General features: G+C 46.4%; 19 protein-coding genes. 10 read left to right on the top strand and 9 right to left on the bottom strand.

The features are described 5' to 3' along the window. Positions 1-36: 36 nt before the first annotated feature. The 3 genes from dnaG to rpsU all read right to left on the bottom strand — a co-directional run bounded on the left by dnaG (position 37) and on the right by rpsU (position 2,633). Positions 37-1,797 (bottom strand): DNA primase, encoded by a 1,761-nt coding sequence (gene dnaG / locus ACF8OV_RS09085; RefSeq protein ID WP_203504988.1) that lies wholly within the window; start codon positions 1,795-1,797, stop codon positions 37-39. A gap of 148 nt (positions 1,798-1,945) precedes the next feature. Next, entirely contained in the window at positions 1,946-2,389 is a 444-nt protein-coding gene (locus ACF8OV_RS09080) for a GatB/YqeY domain-containing protein (protein WP_005453780.1), read from the bottom strand. Positions 2,390-2,417: 28 nt separating this feature from the next. Next, the gene (gene rpsU / locus ACF8OV_RS09075; protein ID WP_001145625.1) at positions 2,418-2,633 is read right to left on the bottom strand and encodes a 30S ribosomal protein S21; all 216 of its coding nucleotides are present in this window, start codon (positions 2,631-2,633) and stop codon (positions 2,418-2,420) included. A gap of 230 nt (positions 2,634-2,863) precedes the next feature. On the opposite strand from rpsU, the gene tsaD reads away from it, so the two are divergent. Continuing rightward, positions 2,864-3,880, top strand: coding sequence for a tRNA (adenosine(37)-N6)-threonylcarbamoyltransferase complex transferase subunit TsaD (gene tsaD, locus ACF8OV_RS09070; RefSeq protein ID WP_011105657.1), 1,017 nt, complete (start codon positions 2,864-2,866; stop codon positions 3,878-3,880). A gap of 157 nt (positions 3,881-4,037) precedes the next feature. Next, entirely contained in the window at positions 4,038-4,853 is an 816-nt protein-coding gene (locus ACF8OV_RS09065) for an alpha/beta fold hydrolase (protein ID WP_045605699.1), read from the top strand. A gap of 21 nt (positions 4,854-4,874) precedes the next feature. Here the strand turns inward: ACF8OV_RS09065 and plsY are convergent, their stop codons facing one another. Further along, complete coding sequence (plsY, locus tag ACF8OV_RS09060) at positions 4,875-5,486, bottom strand: glycerol-3-phosphate 1-O-acyltransferase PlsY (RefSeq protein ID WP_005479185.1); 612 nt, start codon at positions 5,484-5,486, stop codon at positions 4,875-4,877. 248 nt (positions 5,487-5,734) lie between these two features. On the opposite strand from plsY, the gene folB reads away from it, so the two are divergent. The 3 genes from folB to ACF8OV_RS09045 are packed head-to-tail and all read left to right on the top strand — an operon-like array spanning position 5,735 to position 7,392. Further along, the gene (gene folB, locus ACF8OV_RS09055; protein WP_005465889.1) at positions 5,735-6,094 is read left to right on the top strand and encodes a bifunctional dihydroneopterin aldolase/7,8-dihydroneopterin epimerase; all 360 of its coding nucleotides are present in this window, start codon (positions 5,735-5,737) and stop codon (positions 6,092-6,094) included. Next, the gene (gene folK / locus ACF8OV_RS09050) at positions 6,091-6,573 is read left to right on the top strand and encodes a 2-amino-4-hydroxy-6-hydroxymethyldihydropteridine diphosphokinase (RefSeq protein WP_021454013.1); all 483 of its coding nucleotides are present in this window, start codon (positions 6,091-6,093) and stop codon (positions 6,571-6,573) included. Before folB ends, folK begins: the two co-directional genes overlap by 4 nt. 15 nt (positions 6,574-6,588) lie before the next feature. Beyond that, entirely contained in the window at positions 6,589-7,392 is an 804-nt protein-coding gene (locus ACF8OV_RS09045; RefSeq protein ID WP_203504986.1) for an undecaprenyl-diphosphate phosphatase, read from the top strand. A gap of 52 nt (positions 7,393-7,444) precedes the next feature. On the opposite strand, the gene ACF8OV_RS09040 is transcribed toward ACF8OV_RS09045, so the two are convergent. Continuing rightward, positions 7,445-8,665: a multifunctional CCA addition/repair protein gene (locus ACF8OV_RS09040; RefSeq protein WP_203504984.1), complete on the bottom strand. Its 1,221-nt coding sequence runs from the start codon at positions 8,663-8,665 to the stop codon at positions 7,445-7,447. Positions 8,666-8,803: 138 nt separating this feature from the next. Between ACF8OV_RS09040 and ACF8OV_RS09035 the strand changes: the two genes are divergently transcribed. Together ACF8OV_RS09035 and ACF8OV_RS09030 are read left to right on the top strand one after the other, a co-directional pair. Then, complete coding sequence (locus ACF8OV_RS09035; RefSeq protein ID WP_005479167.1) at positions 8,804-10,423, top strand: ExeA family protein; 1,620 nt, start codon at positions 8,804-8,806, stop codon at positions 10,421-10,423. Then, on the top strand, positions 10,423-11,106 hold the full coding sequence (locus tag ACF8OV_RS09030; RefSeq protein WP_089202865.1) for a general secretion pathway protein GspB: 684 nt from the start codon (positions 10,423-10,425) through the stop codon (positions 11,104-11,106). The genes ACF8OV_RS09035 and ACF8OV_RS09030 overlap by 1 nt, the downstream gene beginning before the upstream one ends. Positions 11,107-11,199: 93 nt before the next feature. Here the strand turns inward: ACF8OV_RS09030 and ACF8OV_RS09025 are convergent, their stop codons facing one another. The 3 genes from ACF8OV_RS09025 to ACF8OV_RS09015 all read right to left on the bottom strand — a co-directional run bounded on the left by ACF8OV_RS09025 (position 11,200) and on the right by ACF8OV_RS09015 (position 14,059). After that, positions 11,200-11,811 (bottom strand): TIGR04211 family SH3 domain-containing protein, encoded by a 612-nt coding sequence (locus ACF8OV_RS09025; RefSeq protein ID WP_005455434.1) that lies wholly within the window; start codon positions 11,809-11,811, stop codon positions 11,200-11,202. Between the two features lie 177 nt (positions 11,812-11,988). After that, the gene (locus ACF8OV_RS09020; RefSeq protein ID WP_005479165.1) at positions 11,989-13,248 is read right to left on the bottom strand and encodes an inorganic phosphate transporter; all 1,260 of its coding nucleotides are present in this window, start codon (positions 13,246-13,248) and stop codon (positions 11,989-11,991) included. Positions 13,249-13,378: 130 nt separating this feature from the next. Next, on the bottom strand, positions 13,379-14,059 hold the full coding sequence (locus ACF8OV_RS09015) for a TIGR00153 family protein (RefSeq protein ID WP_005479163.1): 681 nt from the start codon (positions 14,057-14,059) through the stop codon (positions 13,379-13,381). 212 nt (positions 14,060-14,271) lie between these two features. Here ACF8OV_RS09015 and ACF8OV_RS09010 point away from each other — a divergent pair, with 212 nt between their 5' ends. Beyond that, a complete protein-coding gene (locus tag ACF8OV_RS09010) occupies positions 14,272-15,807 on the top strand; it encodes an inorganic triphosphatase (RefSeq protein ID WP_020840070.1) in 1,536 nt (511 codons plus the stop codon). A 62-nt stretch (positions 15,808-15,869) separates the two neighbouring features. Here ACF8OV_RS09010 and ACF8OV_RS09005 read toward each other — a convergent pair whose 3' ends face one another. Further along, positions 15,870-16,688: a potassium channel family protein gene (locus ACF8OV_RS09005; protein ID WP_005455438.1), complete on the bottom strand. Its 819-nt coding sequence runs from the start codon at positions 16,686-16,688 to the stop codon at positions 15,870-15,872. 48 nt (positions 16,689-16,736) lie between these two features. Between ACF8OV_RS09005 and ACF8OV_RS09000 the strand changes: the two genes are divergently transcribed. After that, positions 16,737-17,993, top strand: coding sequence for a methyl-accepting chemotaxis protein (locus ACF8OV_RS09000; RefSeq protein ID WP_005455439.1), 1,257 nt, complete (start codon positions 16,737-16,739; stop codon positions 17,991-17,993). Between the two features lie 108 nt (positions 17,994-18,101). Continuing rightward, entirely contained in the window at positions 18,102-20,945 is a 2,844-nt protein-coding gene (gene glnE / locus ACF8OV_RS08995) for a bifunctional [glutamate--ammonia ligase]-adenylyl-L-tyrosine phosphorylase/[glutamate--ammonia-ligase] adenylyltransferase (RefSeq protein WP_317675922.1), read from the top strand. Positions 20,946-21,002: the final 57 nt, after the last annotated feature.

Here is a 21,002-nt window from a genome sequence, read left to right as displayed (position 1 = left end):
TAACAAATTAAATTGTTGCTGACTAATTAAACAGGGTTACGCTTTTAAATCTAGCATAAGTGCTAGCAGCTCCCTTTTCTCTTCGGCTGATAAACCGACACTTCTTGCTTTGGCCTGCAGGTTTTCAATTTGCTTTTCTACGCACTGGGCAATAATTTTATCCAGTGAGTCTAAAAATATTTCTTCTTGGTTGTCTTCGTCGAGCGGAATATCCCAGCTCGCAAGACGAGACAGAAGTGCCTCATTCTGGCTGTTGCGCCAGTGCTCTAATAATTGGCCTGTGTTGATATGGGGATGCGCCTGGCATTTATCAAGTACATCTGCAAATAAACTTAGGCCTGGTATGGATAAGTCTCTCACTGAGGAAAGGTCCGGTACCATTTGAGCATAGCTCGGATTTTGAATAAGTAGAGCAATAACCTCACGCATAGGAGTTCGTTTGATTTCTTTGTGCGGTTGAGGTCGAGTTTCACTTATCTTTTTACGAGGCTGACGTAGGCGGTTATCAAACCCCGTGCGCTCATCCAATAGTTTTTCGAGCAACTCCTGAAAGTATGGGTCAGGAATCTTGTCAATCAAGGCGCTAGCGTATGCTCTCAACGCAGACTTACCTTCGTTGTTACCCAAATTAATTTGGTGTAACTCAATCAAGTTGTCAAAAAGGTAGCTCGATAGTGGTGTCGCTTGTTCTATTTGTTGCTCGAACGCGGCTTTGCCGTATTTACGAACGTAGCTGTCTGGGTCTTCCCCATCAGGTAAGAATAAGAACTTCAATGTGTTCCCGGTTTTGAGGAATTGAAGTGCGTTTTCTAACGCTCGCCATGCCGCTTCTTTACCTGCTCGGTCGCCATCGTAACAACACACAACGGTATTGGTTTGGCGGAACAACATTTGAATATGATCGCCCGTTGTCGAAGTGCCTAGCGAAGCGACGGAATAATCTACGCCGTATTGAGCCAGAGCGACAACGTCCATATAGCCTTCAACCACCAAAATTTGTGCTGGTTCACGATGCGCTTGTAACACTTCGTACAGGCCATAAAGCTCTTTGCCTTTATGGAATATTGGCGTTTCCGGTGAGTTGAGATATTTTGGTGTACCTTCACCAAGTACTCGACCACCAAAGCCAATTACTCGACCACGACGGTCACGAATTGGAAACATAATACGACCACGAAAGCGGTCATAACGGTTGCCTTTGTCGTTTTCAATCAGCATGCCACCAGAGACAAGCATGTCTTGATTGTCTTTATTCTGGCCGAAGTTTTTACGGACTAAATCCCATTCGTCAGCCACATAACCAATGCCAAATTTCTGAACGATTTCACCAGATAGACCACGGTCTTTTAGGTATTCAATCGCGACCTTGCTCGAAGGTTGCTTGAGTTGGTTACGGTAAAACTGGGCAATGCTACCCATTAAATCGTATAGGCTACGTTTTTCACTGCTGCTTGCTTGCGGTCCAGAATTGAACTGCCCACCGCCACCACTACGTTGTTCACGAGGAACGTCCAAACCTAGATAAGAGGCAAGTTCTTCAATCGCTTCAACGAACTCTAGGCGTTCAAACTCCATCATAAAGTCGATGGCGTTGCCATGTGCACCACAGCCAAAACAGTGATAGAACTGCTTCTCTTGGCTCACACTGAATGACGGTGTTTTCTCGTTGTGGAATGGGCAACAAGCGCCGTAGTTTTTGCCTTTTTTCTTAAGTTTCACGCGTGCGTCGATAATATCGACAATATCAAGCCGAGCTAGAAGGTCATCAATAAAACTGCGAGGGATGTGTCCAGCCATAAAACCTAACAAAAAAGAAAAATCATGATTGGTGTGAATGGGTTATAGAGAAAAGCATGTGCGAGACTTTGTTTTATTCCATTCTGCCAGATACAAACAAGCCGTGCGTTCCAAAGGATAGCACGGCTTGCTGCAATTGGGTGGGGTATTAAGCCAATTTAGCGCGAACTAAACCGCTTACTTTACCCATATCTGCACGCCCTTGAATTTGTGGTTTCAGAACGCCCATTACTTTGCCCATGTCTTGCATGCCAGCTGCACCAGATTCTGCAATTGCTTTCTCGATAAGAGCAGCAACTTCTTCTTCTGTCAGTGGTTGAGGCATAAATTCCTCAAGAACTGTAATTTCTGCTTGTTCCACATCAGCAAGATCTTGACGACCCGCTGCTTCGTACTGCGTAACAGAGTCGCGACGTTGCTTAACCATTTTAGTCAACACAGCAAGAATGTCGTCATCGTTCAGAGTGATCTGCTCGTCAACTTCACGTTGCTTGATTGCTGCTAAGGCTAAACGAATAGTACCAAGGCGCAATTTGTCCTTGGCTTTCATCGCTAATTTTTGCTCTTCTTTGAGTTGATCAATGAGAGCCATAACTAAATTCCTTTTGGGAGCTCAGTTATTAGTACAGGCGAACGCGACGAGCGTTTTCGCGAGCTAGCTTCTTAGCGTGACGCTTTTGAGCTGCTGCTTTAGCGCGTTTGCGAACTGTAGTTGGTTTTTCGTAGTGCTCACGACGACGCACTTCAGAAAGGATACCTGCTTTTTCGCAAGAGCGCTTGAAACGACGTAGAGCAACGTCGAACGGTTCGTTTTCACGTACTTTAACTACTGGCATATGCCTTTCACCTCAGGGGTTATTCGTTAACGCTGGCATTCAACAGACCAAATCATAATTGTTTGGTCACTTACCAGCTTGATCAAAAATGGTGCGGAATTTTAATCCGATCACAACGGCTTTGTAAAGCCTTTTGTCGTTTATTGTCTGTACAAAATTTGTTTGAAGCACCAAGGCGAGGTAATATGACGCCCAAATTTCCTCTATACAGAAAGCATACTGAGAAAACCATGCGCATTATTGGTATCGAAACCTCTTGTGACGAGACAGGAATCGCGATTTACGACGATGAAAAAGGCCTGTTGGCGCACAAGCTTTACAGCCAAGTAAAACTTCACGCGGATTACGGCGGCGTGGTGCCAGAGTTGGCTTCACGTGACCATGTAAAGAAAACCATTCCTCTTATTAAAGAGGCACTAAAAGAAGCAAACTTAACATCCCAAGACATCGACGGCGTGGCTTACACGGCCGGTCCTGGTTTGGTTGGTGCTTTGCTAGTGGGTGCAACCATCGGTCGCAGCATTGCTTATGCATGGGGTGTGCCTGCTGTTCCTGTTCATCACATGGAAGGTCATTTACTTGCGCCAATGCTAGAAGACAACCCACCACCATTCCCATTTGTGGCAGTGTTGGTTTCTGGCGGTCACTCGATGATGGTGGAAGTAAAAGGCATTGGTGAATACAAGATTCTAGGCGAATCCATTGATGATGCAGCTGGTGAAGCATTTGATAAGACGGCTAAGCTGATGGGGCTAGATTACCCAGGCGGTCCTCTGTTATCTAAGCTAGCAGAGAAAGGTACTCCGGGTCGCTTTAAGTTCCCACGACCAATGACCAATGTGCCGGGTTTGGATATGAGTTTCTCTGGTTTGAAAACCTTCACGGCAAACACGATTGCAGCGAATGGCGATGACGAGCAGACTCGTGCTGATATTGCGTACGCTTTTGAAGAAGCCGTGTGTGCAACGTTGGCAATTAAATGTAAGCGAGCATTAGAGCAAACCGGTATGAAGCGTATCGTTATTGCTGGTGGTGTAAGTGCGAACCGCCGCTTGCGTGCAGAGCTTGAGAAGCTTGCGAAGAAAATCGGTGGTGAAGTGTATTACCCACGTACCGAGTTCTGTACTGACAACGGTGCAATGATTGCGTATGCAGGTATGCAACGTTTGAAGAACGGTGAAGTTGCAGATATGTCGGTAGAAGCGCGTCCGCGCTGGCCAATTGACCAGCTAACGCCAATCGCGTAATCAAACCTTATATATTGACTGGCCTCTATTTATAGAGGCCTTTGTTTTTGTGGTTTATTTTCCCAAGAAAAAGGCGCGAGATTTCCAGACTGATGTGAGCAGTTTTCTTTGTGTTCAGTGATAGGATGGCGCGGAAGAATAATAAATGGATATAACAATGAAGAAGTTTGAAATTGAAGGTCAGCAACTTGCTTACCTAGACAAAGGCGAAGGGCCTGTGCTGCTGTTTGGACATAGCTATTTGTGGGATTGCCAAATGTGGGCGCCTCAAATTGAAGTTTTGAGCCAGTCCTATCGTTGTATTGTGCCTGACTTATGGGCGCATGGTGAATCGGACGCCGCTCCTGCTTCGACCACGTCTTTAGTTGATTATGCCCAACACATGCTGGCGCTAATGGATCATTTGGAAATCGACGAATTTTCCATTGTTGGCTTATCTGTTGGCGGCATGTGGGGCGCGGAACTGACCGCTCAAGCCCCACAACGAGTGAAGTCATTGGTGTTGATGGATACCTTTATTGGTTGGGAACCAGAAGTGACGCATAAAAAATACTTTGCGATGCTAGATACCATCAGCCAAGTTCAAGGTGTTCCTGAGCCTATTATCGAAGCCGTTGCACCACTGTTCTTTGCGAATAACGCGGATCAAGTTCACCCAGAATTGGTCGCTTCATTTAAACAAAGCCTTGAATCGCTAACAGGTGAGCGAGCTGTAGAAGTTGCTCGTATCGGTCGCATGGTGTTTGGGCGACGTGATGTAATTGAAGATGCAGAAAAATTCGCACTGCCAACATTGATCGCAGTTGGTCGAGAAGATAAGCCGCGTCCGGTATTTGAATCTTACCTAATGCATGACTGCATTACGGGCAGTGAGTTGGTGGAGATTCCTGAAGCGGGTCATATCAGCTCGCTTGAACAGCCCGAGTTTGTGAATCAGATGTTGTTGAGCTTCCTAAACAAAGTTCACGCTTAAAATGCATTTAAAAACTCGGCGTTATGCCGAGTTTTTTTCTGTCAGTTTCTTTTCACCAATTTTAGGCTCTTCACCCGAAAGTAAACGACGAATGTTTTGATGATGTTTAAACACGATTAGACAACACAACATGGCAACGGGCAGGGTGTATTGCGGTTTGAACATCCAAGTATAAAACGGTGTGACTAACACCGTGACGAGTGCGGCAAGGGAAGAGTAGCGAAACAGGACTGCAACCGAGAGCCAAGTCAGCATAACTAGGCCTGTGAGGTCTAAGCCAATTGGAGCAATGGCACCAAGCGCGGTAGCGACGCCTTTACCCCCTTTAAAGTGGAAGAAAATTGGGTACATGTGACCAAGACACGCCGCGATAGCAATAACGCCAAGAATGATAGGATCGATACCAAGAAAGTACCCCCCCCAAACTGGAATCGTCCCTTTGAGCATATCGCACAACAACACCGATACGGCCGCGCCTTTTCCGCCAATGCGCAATACATTGGTCGCGCCTGGATTGTTTGAGCCAACGTTACGAGGGTCTGGCAGTTTTAACAGGCGACAAATCAACACCGCACTGGAAACAGAACCCAGTAAGTAGGCGGCCATTGTCATTATTAGTGCCAGTGCGTCCATAGAAGTCCTTGATGGATTGGAAATTAATGCTCAGTTCCCGCGTAGTTGGTATCATAGCCTGATTCAGCGGTGAGCTGAAATACTCTCTGCGATAGAGCTTGCATTATGTGAGTTCTTGTATATAAAGATGCAGCGCAGTTTATACCTAAGTAACATTTCGATGACCTAGCCAAAGGTTACTTAGGTATAGAATATTACGATCAAATTACCCCTGACGGGTATCCGACCTCTGTAAAGAAGGACATAAGATGGCTCTGGATAAAGTATTTATTGAACAGTTAGAAGTAATCACCACGATTGGCGTGTATGACTGGGAACAACAAATTAAACAAAAGTTGGTTCTGGATATTGAAATGGCGCACGACAACAAGCCTGCGGGTAAAAGTGATGATGTTCAAGATGCCTTAGATTACTCACAGGTGAGTGAAGCAGTATTAAATCATATTGAAAATGGTCGCTTCTTGTTGGTAGAGCGCGTGGCGGAAGAAGTTGCAGAACTTATCATGCAACGCTTCAGCGTTCCTTGGGTGAAGATTCGTTTAGCGAAACCGGGCGCCGTTCCTCAGGCACGATCTGTTGGGGTTGTGATTGAACGAGGCCAAGCATGATCACCACTTATATCGGTGTGGGGACAAACATAGACAGAGAGCAACACGCTAAGGTTGCCTATCTCGAGTTGCAGAGGCTCGGCGAAGATCTCCTCGTCTCACCGATATACGAATGTGAACCTATCGGCTTTAGTAGCCAAAACTTCTACAACTTTGTGATTGCGATGCGCACAAAGTTGTCACTCGAAGAGTTGAGTCACCACTTACGTGAGATTGAATATAAGTGGGGGCGTGAGGAAAATGCGCAAAAGTATCAGGATCGAACACTGGATCTCGATATAGTGCTCTTCGGTGAGTGCATCTCGACACAAAAACCGGAGCTACCTCGCAGTGATATCTACAAATATCCTTTTGTCACAAAGCCCTTGTATGATCTCGAACCTCATTTAGTGATCCCCGGCGATGGACGCACTGTAGCCGACATTTGGCATGCTATGCAGCCAGTTGATTCACTCAAACCAGTTTCTTTTTCACTTTAAATTTGAGTTGTTTACATGAGTTATTTTGAAGCCTTTATTTTGGCTCTGATTCAGGGTCTGACAGAGTTTTTGCCCATTTCCAGCTCTGCGCACTTGATCCTACCCTCTGCTATTTTCGGCTGGGCCGACCAAGGTCTAGCGTTTGATGTGGCAGTACACGTCGGCACATTGATGGCGGTTGTAATTTATTTCCGCCACGAAGTGATCACTTTATTCCAAGCATTGTTTGCTTCGATCTTCAAAGGTGACCGCAGTAAAGAAGCAAAACTGGCATGGATGATCGTGATCGCGACGATTCCGGCGTGTGTGTTCGGTTTGCTGATGAAAGACGTTATCGAAGTCTACCTGCGCAGTGCCTATGTGATTGCGACAACCACCATCGTGTTCGGTTTGTTGCTTTGGTGGGTGGATAAGAATGCCAAGCTTGTTGCCGATGAGTACCAAACTGGCTGGAAGAAAGCGGTGTTTATTGGTATAGCTCAAGCACTTGCGATGATCCCTGGCACTTCACGTTCTGGCGCAACGATTACTGCCGCTCTATATTTTGGCTTCACTCGTGAAGCGGCAGCGCGTTTTTCATTTTTGATGTCGATTCCTATCATCACATTAGCTGGTAGCTACTTGGGCATGAAGCTGGTTACCAGCGGTGAGCCTGTGCACGTTGGCTTTTTGCTGACTGGTATTCTGACTTCATTTATTAGCGCTTACATCTGTATTCACTTCTTCTTGAAGATGATTTCACGCATGGGCATGACGCCATTCGTGATTTACCGTCTGATTCTAGGTGTGGGCCTATTTGCATTCTTGCTTAGTGCTTAATCCTTGAAAATAAAAACGCCCGCTCAATTGAGCGGGCGTTTTTGTTTTGGCGTTACTTATTTAAAGCGACTTTGACCGCTTCAATACGTCGTTTTTCTTGTTCATCACGAATAGCTGGACCTTTGAAGCCATCCTGAATGATGGCTTGCACATCTACTGATGCCGCTGCTTGATAGGCCAGCATGAAAATATCCGCTTGTGGATACGGTAGATCTTCTAAACCTTTGCGGCCTGCATGATCCGCTTGGCAGCAAATTAGAATGTCTTTTAGGCGCTCCGACTTGCGCCATACATCAAACTTGTTCAGGATTTTGATGATGGTTTGCGGCTTTAACTTAGCGGCGCGATGAATGTTGGAGTGTTGCTCGCAGACCATGAGCGCTAACTCTTTAAATTCATTCGGTACACGTACACGTTCGCACAGTTTTTTAATTATCTTTAAACCGGTATGACAATGCATTTTATGGCTTGGCCATTCGCTCTTTGGTGTCACACCTTTCCCTAAGTCATGCACCTGTGCGGCAAATCTAACAGGGAGGGACGTGCTCAGCTTTGCGGCTTGCTCTGCTACCATCAACGTATGGATACCCGTATCGATCTCTGGATGCCATTTTTCAGGTTGAGGCACCCCAAACAACGCATCGATTTCTGGTAGCACGACGGCTAACGCGCCGCAATCTCGCAACACTGATAAAAACACATCGGGACGAGGCGTTGAAAGCGATTTATGCCACTCTTGCCACACGCGTTCTGGGGTTAGCGTATTGAGTTCACCAGAGTCTGCGATGTCGCGCATGAGTTGCATGGTTTCTTTTGCTACCGTAAATCCCAGCGAGGCAAGTTTTGCAGCAAAACGTGCGACCCGAAGTACTCTAAGGGGATCTTCCACAAAAGCATCCGATACATGACGCAATATGCGATTATTCAAATCGGCTTGGCCGCCATAAGGATCGTACAGCTGGCCGCTATCATCCATCGCCATGGCGTTAATGGTTAAATCACGGCGAATCAAATCCTCTTCTAGCGTTACGCTTGGATCGAAGAAACAGTCAAAGCCCGTGTAACCTGAGCCTGATTTTCTTTCGGTTCGTGCAAGTGCGTGTTCTTCTTTATTTTTAGGATGAAGAAAAACAGGAAAGTCTTTTCCGACGGCAGTGTATCCTTGAGCAAGCATTATTTCTGGTGTGGCACCGACTACCACCCAATCGTTGTCATAACTGTCAATGCCGAGCAATTGATCTCGAACTGCGCCACCTACTAAATAAACTTGCACGAATTACCTCTGAATTTATGGATATGACGTTGGACATTGTAGCAAGCAATGGTACTTTTCTTTACTCCCAAGAACAGATGCAACTATGTTTACATCATATTTGATTCTTTTGGGATGGGTTTTTAGCTGGAGATCCTAATGTATAAGGACTTTTTTGGGTTTGTTGAACAGCCGTTTTCGATTGTTCCAAACTCACGTTATTTGTATTTAAGCCAACGTCATAAAGAAGCGATCACGCACCTCAATGCTGGATTGGGCGACGGCGGTGGTTTTGCCATGCTGACCGGTGAGGTAGGAACAGGCAAAACGACAGTGGCCAAAGCCATGCTCGCGAATTTAGATGAAAGCACCAAAGCGGGGCTGATTCTCAATCCGACTTTTTCGAGCCGAGATCTGCTAGAAGCGATTTGCGATGAATTTAAAATCTCTTATCCGCAGGATGCGACGTTAAAACAGCTAAACCAAGTCATACATCATTATTTGCTGCGTAACCACAAGGTGGGTTGGCAGACGTTGCTCGTCATTGATGAGGCTCAGCATCTTGCTGCCGATGTACTTGAGCAACTGCGCTTGTTAACGAACTTAGAAACCGATACCAGAAAGCTGCTTAAAGTGCTGTTGGTAGGGCAGCCAGAGTTACAACGCTTGTTACAGACTACGCAGTTGCGTCAGCTCGCACAGCGTATCACTGGCCGTTATCATCTGTTACCTCTTGATGAGAAAGAGACTGCGGATTACATCGCGTTTCGTTTGCACACGGCTGGTGGCGATCAGCAACTGTTTCATCGCAGTTCCAGTAAGTTGATTGCGAAGTATAGCCATGGCATTCCGCGTCTCATCAACCTGATTTGTGATAAAGCATTGAATATGAGTTATCACCAGGGCAGTGTCGTTGTCGATAAACAGACGGTGCAACAAGCCTGCGAAGAAGTCATGCAGTTTCAGGCAGACATTTACCAGCAAGATAAACCTCGTCAATCATTTACATGGCCAGCGTGGGGATCGGCTGCTATTGGTGTAATGGCAGCGGTTGGTGTCGGCTGGGCTGCAATAAATTACATGCCAATGAAGCCAAAGGCTCCGATGTCGGAAGTACCCGTTGCTGCGTCTTCGTCTACTCCTGCTCCTCTTATGGCAACTGAGCAGCTAACTGATGCACAGCGCGATATGCTGTTGGCGCAGAAACAATCCAATCTTGCCGTGAATGATCTTTACCGCCTTTGGGGATATCGAGCATCAGTGCGCGATAATCTTTGCTTGTCTGAGCCTCAATCCACCATGCGTTGTGAAAGAAAAATGGCAACGTGGCCCTTGCTGATGCAGCAAAATCGACCGGTTATTTTAGAGCTGAATTATCAAGGCGATGTTGGTTACGTGATTTTGTATGCGGTTGGCAACGATCAAGTAGAAGTGCTCAATGGCAAACAGCGTCTACGTTTGCCTGTTTCGTGGCTGAAACCTATGTGGCAGGGCAACATCATTGAATTGTGGCAAGCGCCGCTTAAAGAGACGTTGCGTTTAGATATGGAAGGGCCGGCGATAGAAGTGCTTGACCAATTGCTTGCCAAAGCGGTGAGTGAATCACCACTGGAAACGTCCATTTTTGACGGTGCGTTAAAAGAGCGAGTGGAACTGTTCCAACGTTGGCAAGGCATCGGTGTGGATGGCATTGCGGGTCATCGCACGTTAGAACGCTTACAACAAAGTGTGCAACCTAATGCGCCAACACTAGCAAGCATTAACAAGGAGGAGGCGTAATGTCAGTCATCAAACATGTTGGACTCTTTCTTGTGCCTATTAGCGTGTCAGCGATTGCGGTTGCGTGGCATTTAGATTTGCTTACGCCAGAGACTCAAGCGGTTACGCCAGAGGTAGTGGTGGCGGAAGTCGTACAACCATTTGAAGTTTTAGATTATCCAGAATCAACGGATCTTGCTCAACTGCCACGAGAATGGCCGAGTGCCGAGTTATCTCGCGACATTGGGACATTCTTGCAACCCTCCGAGTATGCCAACGAGGGTGAGGCTCCAGATCCGACAACGGCTACTCCCGTCACGAGCACAGCATCTACGCATCGTCGTGACGACTTAGGTTTGTCATTGGATGATCTAGACTTGTCTTCCTTGTCTCCAGATCTCGCCAAAAAAGTGGAAAATGCGCTGTCTCAAAACGATGCGCCGACTTCTGCGCCGTCACAGGTGAATGACTTGGAGCGCAATGCGCAGCAGTGGCAAGGACGTCTTCCGGCCCTTAATTTGCAAACGCACATGTATGCCAGTGATGCCAATCGTCGTTGGGTGAAAATCAATAACGTGGAGTATCACCAAGGGGATGTGGTGGATGGACAAGTCACGCTGAAAGAGATTCAGCCGCAGGCTGTCATTGTCGAATTCCAAGGTGAGCAAATCCTAATCCCTGCGCTTTACGAATGGGATGGTTAGTACTCTCGCGTGAAACCATTAGATAAGCAAAAGGCCACATGAATGTGGCCTTTTTCGTATCCGCTATGTGCAAACCGGTAGTTTGCGGGGCAGTTATGCCCAACCTGCAGGTGATTTCTTTCTGCGTGGAATGATATGAGGAAGAATCAAACCAAATAAAAGACCAAGGCCGGCTACACCGCCACCGTAAGTGAAGTACTTAAGCAGCATGTCATCTTTTTGCGTATCCAGCTTGGCGCGAAGTTCACGGTTTTCTGTTTCAACAGAAGTGAGCTGGTCGCTGATCTCAGAGTATTTTTTCTCTAGATCTGTAATTTGTTGGTTACGAGTTTCTAGTGATGTTACTAGACCCGCTTTCTCGGTATCAGAAGTTTGACGAGCATTTGCTAGCTGTTCTTTCACTTCTGACAGCTCTTTCTCAATACGAGGAAGGCGAATTGCCATGCTTTCTTGATTTGTCACAAACTTGCTTTGTACCCAACCAGTGCGGCCGCGGTCATCACGAACTTGCGTGTAGCCTGTATCTTTGTTGGCTTGTAAAAGCTGAACTTTAGAGCCAGCGTTAATGCTGCCAATGATACGGTAAGTGTTGTTTGGACCTGAGTGCATGAAAGTGAATAGGTCATCAGAAATATAACGGTTTGCTGCTAGTGCCGCTGGTGCTGCTAGCAAAGTAAACAAAACCGTGATGATTAGTTTTTTCACAGTAAATCCCTTAACGATTTTCTTGGATACAGCGTTGGCACCGAATGATTGGAGCCGGAAATAGACGAATAGTATGCAGTTTCAAAGTTCGGTGCAACAAAGAAGGGAGGCAAAGCCTCCCTTTCTGTGCGTTTGAGTCAATAATGACAAAGCGCTTACATTCTATTGACGGATGTATTAAGAGAACATCGCTTGAATGCCGTAGAAGAATACGACAGCCAATAGTGCACCTGCTGGTAGCGTAACAATCCATGAAGCCACGATGTTACGTACTACACCTAGGTTTAGCGCAGCGATACCACGTGCAAAACCTACACCTAGAACCGCACCAACCAGTGTTTGAGTGGTAGAGATTGGCAGACCTGTACCTGATGCCAATACAACCGTACATGCAGTTGCAAGCTGAGCAGCAAAACCACGGCTTGGTGTTAGTTCAGTGATGCCTGTACCAACGGTTGCCATTACTTTGTGGCCCATTGTTGCAAGACCGACAACAATACCGATACCGCCCAATGGAAGAATCCACCATGCGATAGTGCTTTTCGCTGTAACCTCACCCATATGTTCAACAGTCGATACTACTGCAGAAAGAGGGCCAATCGCGTTTGCTACGTCGTTTGAGCCGTGAGCAAATGCCATCGCACAAGCTGTGATTACCATTAGAACGCTGAAGATACCTTCTACGCCAGCAAAGCTGCGGTCTTCTTCACGGTTAGCGAATTTTTTCTGAATGTAGAAGTAGCCGCCAGCCATAACAAGTGCAGATACCGCTACTGCCCACATCCACGCTTCGCCGTTAGTCAGGTGAAGACCAACGTGCTTCAGACCTTTTTTGATGGTTACAAGTGCAATCACCATTGTCGTGATGAACATGTAAACAGGAACGAAACGTTTTGCGTTGAATAGTGGATTCTCAGTATCAAAAATCAGACGCTGTGCGCTGACGAAAATGACGTAAGCAAAGAAGCCTGAGATAACCGGAGTAATGATCCAGCTACCGACAATCCCTTGAACGCTGCTCCAGTCAACCGCTTCAGTACCTACAGACACACATGCAAAACCGATGATTGCACCGATGATAGAGTGAGTCGTTGATACAGGCCAGCCCATGTAAGAAGCAAGCAGCAGCCATGTACCAGCAGCAAGAAGTGCTGACATCATACCGAAGACAAGAATGTCTGGTTGGCTAGCAAAGAGAGATGTTTCGATAACACCTTTACGGATAGTGTCGGTTACTTCACCGCCTGCAAGGTATGCACCCGCAAATTCGAAGATCATCGCAATGATGATAGCTTGTTTTACGGTTAGCGCTTTTGAACCTACTGATGTACCCATCGCATTAGCAACGTCGTTCGCGCCAATACCAATCGCCATCATGAAACCAAAAATCGCTGCAACAATAATCAGGACAGTGCCGTAGTTCGCAAGGATATCCATCGTAATACCTAGTTGTTTTATAACAAGCGGAGCAAAATTTTACGCGCGCCAAACCATAAGACGGTGAAAATAGTCATCGTCCATCTGACACGTGTTCATTATGCTCTTCGTTATGTCGTTAACTTATGTTTTAAGATCGAGATAGCATCACTTCCAAACGAGCACCTACGCGCTGCGCTTGGTCGGCAATACCACCTACCCATTCAAGAATCTTGTACAAGAACATGACATCGATAGGGTTCATTTCAGATTCAATCGCCATCAGTTGTTGGCGCAGTTCAATCTGCATGGCATCGGTATCATCTTCAATAACGTCCAACTGATGAATCATTTCAGCGACGAGCGTCACTTCGCGGCCTTTGAAGCCGGTTTCTAGCAGTTCATCAAGTTCATTGATTACTTTTTGCGCTTGGTTAGCAGCATCAAGACAACGTTGAACGTAAGCGAGGAAGTTTGGTTGGAGAGCCTCAGGAATGACAAGTTGTCGACCATATACACGGCCAGCAATGTCTTTTGCCAGGTTAGCAAGTTTGTCCTGTTGAGTCAGAAGCTCAAGCATGTCAGTACGATCGACTGGCATAAACAAACCGCGAGGCAGTTTTAGACGGATTTCACGTTTTAGCACGTCCGCTTCTTTCTCTAGATGAGAAATTTGTGCACGGATCTCAGATGCTTTTTCCCAGTCACCCTTTGAAGAAACTTCAAAGAACTTCACCAGGTGTGAACAACATTCGTTGACACACACAACGTGGCGTTGCAAAGGCTTAATTGGGGACTTTGCAAATAACCCCATAATTGTATTTACTGGCATGGTCATTCAACCTAATAACTATAACCTTAAAAAAACATACACCATTTCTTAGTTCTTGGCGAAATGTTGAACGATGGCTATAAAGGCGCGCATGTTAACGCATTAAATGGCTCATTAAAACTGTTTTAGATCATCATTCGGGTGATATTTCTTTCTTGCCGTGCGAGAAATTAGGCAATATCCTGTTTCTATCTGCTTTGAAAGGTATAGCTATGGAAACCGAGATAGAACTGAAGTTTTTTGTTTCTCCTGAATTTTCAGAAACTTTACGAGCAAAAATTTCTGAAACAAAAGTACTTCAGCATAGTTGTCGTGACTTGGGTAACACCTATTTTGATACAGCCGACAATTGGCTAAGACAGCACGACATTGGTTTAAGAATTCGCCGTTTTGATGACGTTTTCGTCCAAACCGTAAAAACCGCAGGACGCGTTGTCGCAGGCTTACATCAAAGACCAGAATACAATGCTGAGCACACAAATAATGAACCGGATCTTTCGCTTCATCCTTCCGATATCTGGCCGTCAGGCAAAGATGTCGCGACTCTACAATCCGAGTTAGTTCCGCTTTTTTCGACCAACTTCACGCGTGAGCAGTGGCTGATTGGTATGCCAGATGGCAGCCAAGTAGAGGTCGCGTTTGACCAAGGCATGGTTGTCGCGCAAGGGGAAGACGGAGAAGAGAGACAAGAACCGATTTGTGAAGTCGAACTTGAACTCAAATCTGGCCAGACCGATGCATTATTTACTTTGGCGCGCAGTTTCTGCGAACAAGGTGGGATGCGTCTGGGTAACTTGAGCAAAGCCGCAAAAGGCTACCGTTTAGCGACTGGTTACACTGGCGACGAAGTGAAGCCGCTTTCTTTAGTGGACAGTAACAAAACAGACACCGTTGAATACTGCTTAATCAATTCACTTGAACATGCTTTATCGCATTGGCATTACCACGAACAAATTTACTCAGAGCGCGACAGTGTGGAAGCGCTGCGTGAAATCAGTAACGCCATTCGTTTTATTCGCCAAACATTGACCATTTTTGGTGGCGTAGTGCCTCGTCGTGCGAGCGCTATCTTACGTCAAGAATTGAAGTGGTTAGAAGAAGAGCTCGTTTGGCTTGATGAACATGCTCACCTTGAAGAGTTGCTTGATGATAAAGGTAACGTATTGCGCAAACTTGACGCGCGTAAGTTCCTTGTCTCTGAGTTGACTCAACAGTTGGAAGAGTTGCCAAGTCGTGAAGAGATGCTGACATTGTTGAGTTCGGCGCGTTACACAGGATTACTGCTGGATCTTAGCCGCTGGATCTTAGCGCGTGGCTGGCAGCCATTCTTGGATGAGAAAGCGCGCGAGAAGATGGCAAGCAACATCATGCCGTTTTCTGTGACGCAATTGGATCGCACTTGGGCAGAGCTGATGGAAGCTTTCCCTGCAGAGCGTGATTTGTCTGCGCAAGAGTATGTGGATCAGCGTTACCGTCTGCTGCGTAACCTTTACACTGGAATTGGTTTTGCGAGCTTGTACAACTTCGACGAGCGTAATAGCTTCCGCCTTCCTTGGGCTGACTTAGTGCATGGCATTGATGATCTGTTGATGCTGAACCATCTATTGCCTTTGGTCGATATGCTGGAAAATGAAGAGAAAGAACAGCTAGAGCGTTGGCTGCACCGCCAAGAGCGTTCGATTCTTCATGCAATGGATCAAACAAGAGCAATCAGCGTAGAGACTCAGCCGTACTGGCGTGAAAAATAAGATAAGCGAGTGTAAAGCTGCGTTATCTTCATTAATTTAAAGAGAAATAGGACCGATAGGTCCTATTTTTTTGTCTGAATTTTGCGTTGCTGCATTTCCTCTTCGATAAGAGTTAGTCGCTCAAGGATTTGTTCTTGCTGTTCTAATAGCTGTTCTAACATCCGCTCTTTGTTCTTAGAACGGTGATCTTGCTGTTTAGTCGGAGCGGTTAAAATCGACGTAATCACACCAGAGATCATACCGAAGATCCCCACTCCACAAACGATGATGATGACGGCTAAAAACTTTCCTCCAGAGGTCACTGGATAATGATCGCCGTAGCCCACAGTGGAGATGGTCACAAAGACCCACCACAAAGCATCAGCTCCAGTACGGATGTTCGCAGCTGGGTTTTTGGCTTCGATAAACAGCATGGCGGTGGAACCGAGCGTTATGAGGATCACCATCAACAGCAATATGGACGCGACGGTGGTTTCTCGGCGGTTTTCTTTGAGCTGATGCAGAATGAACTTTGAAGAGCGCAGCACCAACACCACGCGCAAAATATGAAAGATGCGAGCAAAGCGTAATGGCTCGATCATTGGGATGCTGGCCACAAAATCTATCCAATGCAGCTTAATAAATGAACGTCGATCTGTGGAGCGGATCAAATCAATGGTGAGCTGCAATAGAAAAATACTACAGATTATAAAATCCAGACCGATAAGAACTTGACGGGTTTCGTTATCAATTGGAAAAAACAACAGGCCAGAGATCACAAATAACGCCATAAAGGACAAGATTAGTGACAACAGGCCCATCGGTCGAGTGCTGTCTTTGATATCATTATTTTTCATACGAAGCTCGAAATAAATCGCGTGATAGAACCCAAGCGCAAACATAACTATAAGAGATGTAAAAACTATATAAGACTCAGTGGAGAACTGACAATGGAAAAGCTGGCATTCAAGCCATGGGAAAGGGTCATATCCGACATTCGACTTGTACCGAAAATGGTCATGTTGATGGTATTCAGTACCGTTCTGATCGTGGCAAAACAACTTTGGGACGCAAACACATTTTACGATTCACTTTTAGCAGCCACTCAAAATGCGCAAGTTGCTCAACAACATTACGAAGCGTATTTGACTCAAGTAGTGTGGCAGACCGCGCTACTTATCGTCGTTTTTGTGGCTTTACTATTGGCCGCCGCACGCGTAATGCTGCGCCAAACTCAGTATCTCAATGAAGCCATCAAATTAATGGCGAGCAAAAACTTGTCGGTACCGTTTGGTATGGACTGTAAAGATGAATACGGAGATGTGGCACGAGAGCTAGAGAAAACGCGTCGCCAACTGCATGATGTGATTCAAATGCAAATCAACGCATCCGACGAGCTAGCGACACTGACGGAAGTGATGACGCTGAGCATGTCAGAAACTAAAGAGTCGGCGCAAGAAGAATTCAACGAGATTGACCAACTGGCGACGGCCATGAGTGAGATGTCATCGACCGTACAAACGGTGGCCGATCATGCTCAAACGGCTTCTTCTTTGACGGAACAGGCTTCCACGCAAGCCGTAACGGGTCAACAGTTCTTGCAAAGTACAGTGGCGAAGATGAGCGAACTATCTTCAGATATTGCTTCTTCTGCACAAGCCGTAAACCAAGTTGAAGAGCGTGTTGAGTCGATTGGTAGCGTAGTGGGTACGATTCAAGGCATTTCTGAGCAAACCAACTTGCTTGCTTTGAATGCGGCGATTGAAGCGGCGCGTGCTGGTGAAGCAGGGCGTGGTTTTGCTGTGGTGGCGGACGAAGTTCGTAACCTTGCGCAGCGCACGCAACAAGCGACGGTGGAAATTCAAGAAATGATCACTCAGCTACAGGCCAGCGCGACTTCTGCGGTTGATTTGATGGAGAAAAGTGTTGTCGAAGCTGCTGAAGGCGTGGAACTGGTTTCTAACGCGGGTAGTGAGCTTGATGGCATCGTTGCTCAAGTAACACAAATCAACGACATGAACTTCCAAATAGCCACCGCTTCAGGACAACAAAGCAGTGTAGCGGAAGAAATGAGCCAGAACTTGACGAACGTTCGTGAGCTGGTTGAAGCATCGGTCGTGGTGGTCACAGAGTTACTGGAAACCTCTGAAATGATGCAAAGTAACGCCGAAGAGCTAGATAAGAAGATTAAGTCATTTAGCGTATAAAGCGAATTGGATTTGATAAAACGCCCACAAACCTTTTGTGGGCGTTTTTATTTGCTTTAAGTCTGGTATAAAGAATGAATCACCGTGCTTTTCACACAAGGAAGAAACATGCAGCTGCCTTCGTCACTGGTCTCTGTCGCCGAATCTGCCGTTCAAAATGCCCAAGAAGCGGGTTACCTTCAATCATGGCCAAATGAGGTCGTAGAGCAGTTTCATTACGTCTCGGCGTTGAGCCAATTTATTACGGAAACCATTCACCGTGACGAGGCTCTCGCGCAGCAGTTACCAACGATGTTAAGTGAGCTTAGCCGACACCAAGCTTATCGCACCCGTCTGGCCGCTTTATTGGCAGAATGCCCAGATGAAATGTCTGGTCATCGCGTTCTGCGTCAGTTCCGAAATCGAGAAATGGTCTACATCGCGTGGAAAGACTTCTTACATGCTTGGACACTTGAAGAGTCATTACGTCATTTGTCCCAATTGGCAGAGGCGATGATCTTTGAGACATACCAATGGCAATACAAAATTTGCTGCGCAGAATGGGGAACGCCAACAAATGCAGAGGGTGAAGCTCAACCGATGTTGATCATTGGGATGGGTAAGCTAGGCGGCGGTGAACTGAATTTCTCTTCCGATATCGACCTGATTTTTACTTACCCTGAAAACGGCGAAACCCAAGGTGCCCGCCGCAGTATTGCTAACGCGCAGTTCTTTACTCGTCTTGGTCAGCGGATCATCAAAGCACTCGATCAACAGACGTTTGATGGTTTTTGTTATCGCGTCGACATGCGGTTGCGTCCGTTTGGAGAAAGCGGCCCGTTGGTAATGAGCTATGCCGCGTTGGAAGATTACTACCAAGAGCAAGGACGGGACTGGGAACGTTACGCGATGATCAAAGCGCGCGTGATGGGATGCGAAATGTATCCGCAATATCAAGAGCTACGCAAAATGTTGCGTCCGTTTGTGTTCCGTCGTTATATCGACTTTAGTGCGATTCAGTCATTGCGCCGCATGAAATCAATGATCAGCAGTGAAGTGCGACGTCGCGGTTTAACCAAAAACATCAAGCTGGGCGCTGGTGGTATTCGAGAAATTGAGTTTATCGCGCAAGTTTTCCAACTGATTCGTGGCGGGCGAGAGCCATCTTTGCGCAATCGTGGCTTGCTCGAAACCTTAAATGGTATTGAGGAACTTGCACTGTTAACCCCGCAAGAAGTCAGCAATCTGGAAGCGGCATATAAATATTTACGCCAGCTAGAAAATCTACTGCAAGCAATGGCAGACAAGCAGACTCAAACGCTGCCCGATTGCGACATTGAGCGTTTAAAACTGGCAACTGCGATGCAGCTAGAGTCGTGGGAGCTGCTCATCGAACAAACTCAGCAGCACATGAACAAAGTGCATCAAGTATTTGAAACCTTGATTGGTGACGACGAAGAAGATGAGGGCAGCACGATTGCTCGTCATTTCCATGAATTATGGGATATGGCCAATAAACAAGATGTGCTAGAGCTGATTTTAGAGCAGGACATTCAAGTTGAAGAGCCCGCCATATTCTCTAAAGCTATCATCAACTTTAAAGCCGACTTGGCCAAGAAAACGCTCGGCCCCCGTGGGCGAGAGGTCTTAAACCGCTTGATGCCAAAAGTGTTTGATGCGGTGTTTGCCCACCCAGATGCTCAATTTGGTTTACCGCGAGTGTTGCATTTACTACACAATATTTGCACGCGCACGACGTACTTGGAATTGTTGGATGAACACCCTGCCGCATTGGTGCAGTTAGTGCGCTTGTGTACCGCAAGTCCAATGATTTCCGAACAGTTGTCTCGTTATCCAATCCTTCTGGATGAGTTGATAGATCCTCAACAACTGTACAACCCAATTCCACTCGATAGCTATCGCACTGAATTGCGCGATTTCCTTGCCCGTATTCCCGAAGATGATATGGAGCAGCAAATGGAAGCGCTGCGTCAGTTTAAGCAAATTTGTATTTTGCGTATCGCGGCGGCGGATATCGCTGGCGTGCTGCCAGTCATGAAAGTAAGTGATCACTTAACTTATCTAGCAGAAGCCATTGTTGAAGCGGTGGTCAGCCAAGCGTGGCTTCAAGTGTCTGAAAAATACGGCGAGCCAACACACGTGAAAGATCGTGAAGGCAAAGGCTTTGCCGTGATCGGTTATGGTAAAGTCGGTGGATGGGAGTTGGGCTATAACTCAGACTTAGATATCGTCTTTATGCACGACTGCCCAGTTAATGTATACACCGATGGTAAGAAGGAAATTGACGGTCGTCAGTTCTACCTTCGTTTAGCACAGCGCATCATCCATATTTTCTCAACCCGCACCGCATCAGGCATTCTATACGAAGTGGATACTCGCTTACGTCCTTCTGGGGCGTCCGGCCTGTTGGTGAGTCCAACCGATGCGTTTGATGATTATCAACATCAAGATGCGTGGACTTGGGAGCATCAAGCTTTAGTGCGCGCTCGCATGATTTATGGTGATGAACCATTGGCGATTGCTTTCCATAACACCCGTCATGATGTGTTGTGTAAACCGCGTGATGAGCAAACGTTGAAAAAAGAAGTCGTCGAGATGCGCGAAAAAATGCGCGATCATTTAGGCGGTAAGAAATCTGGTCGCTTCATGATCAAGCAAGACGTCGGTGGTATTACCGATATCGAATTTCTGGCTCAATATTTGGTGCTTAACTATAGTCACGAGAAACCTAAGCTTACGCGTTGGTGTGACAATGTCCGAATATATGAAACGCTAATTGCTCAAGGTGTCATGGAAGAAGACCAAGCGATGCAACTGATACGCGCGTACACGACGATGCGTAACGAAATACATCACAGAAACCTACTTAATTTGGATGCAGATGTGGTTGAAGATAAGTTTGTTGCAGAAAGAGAATGGGTGAAGCAAGCATGGAACCAGTGGTTCGCCTAAGTAGAAGTAGTGCTCAAGGTTCAGCCTAGAAAAAGGCTGTGCTAAACTCACCACGAT

The organism is Vibrio sp. GLN_1, from assembly GCF_043106015.1.
Classification (GTDB): domain Bacteria; phylum Pseudomonadota; class Gammaproteobacteria; order Enterobacterales; family Vibrionaceae; genus Vibrio; species Vibrio parahaemolyticus.
This window is presented reverse-complemented; position numbering and strand designations above follow the sequence as displayed.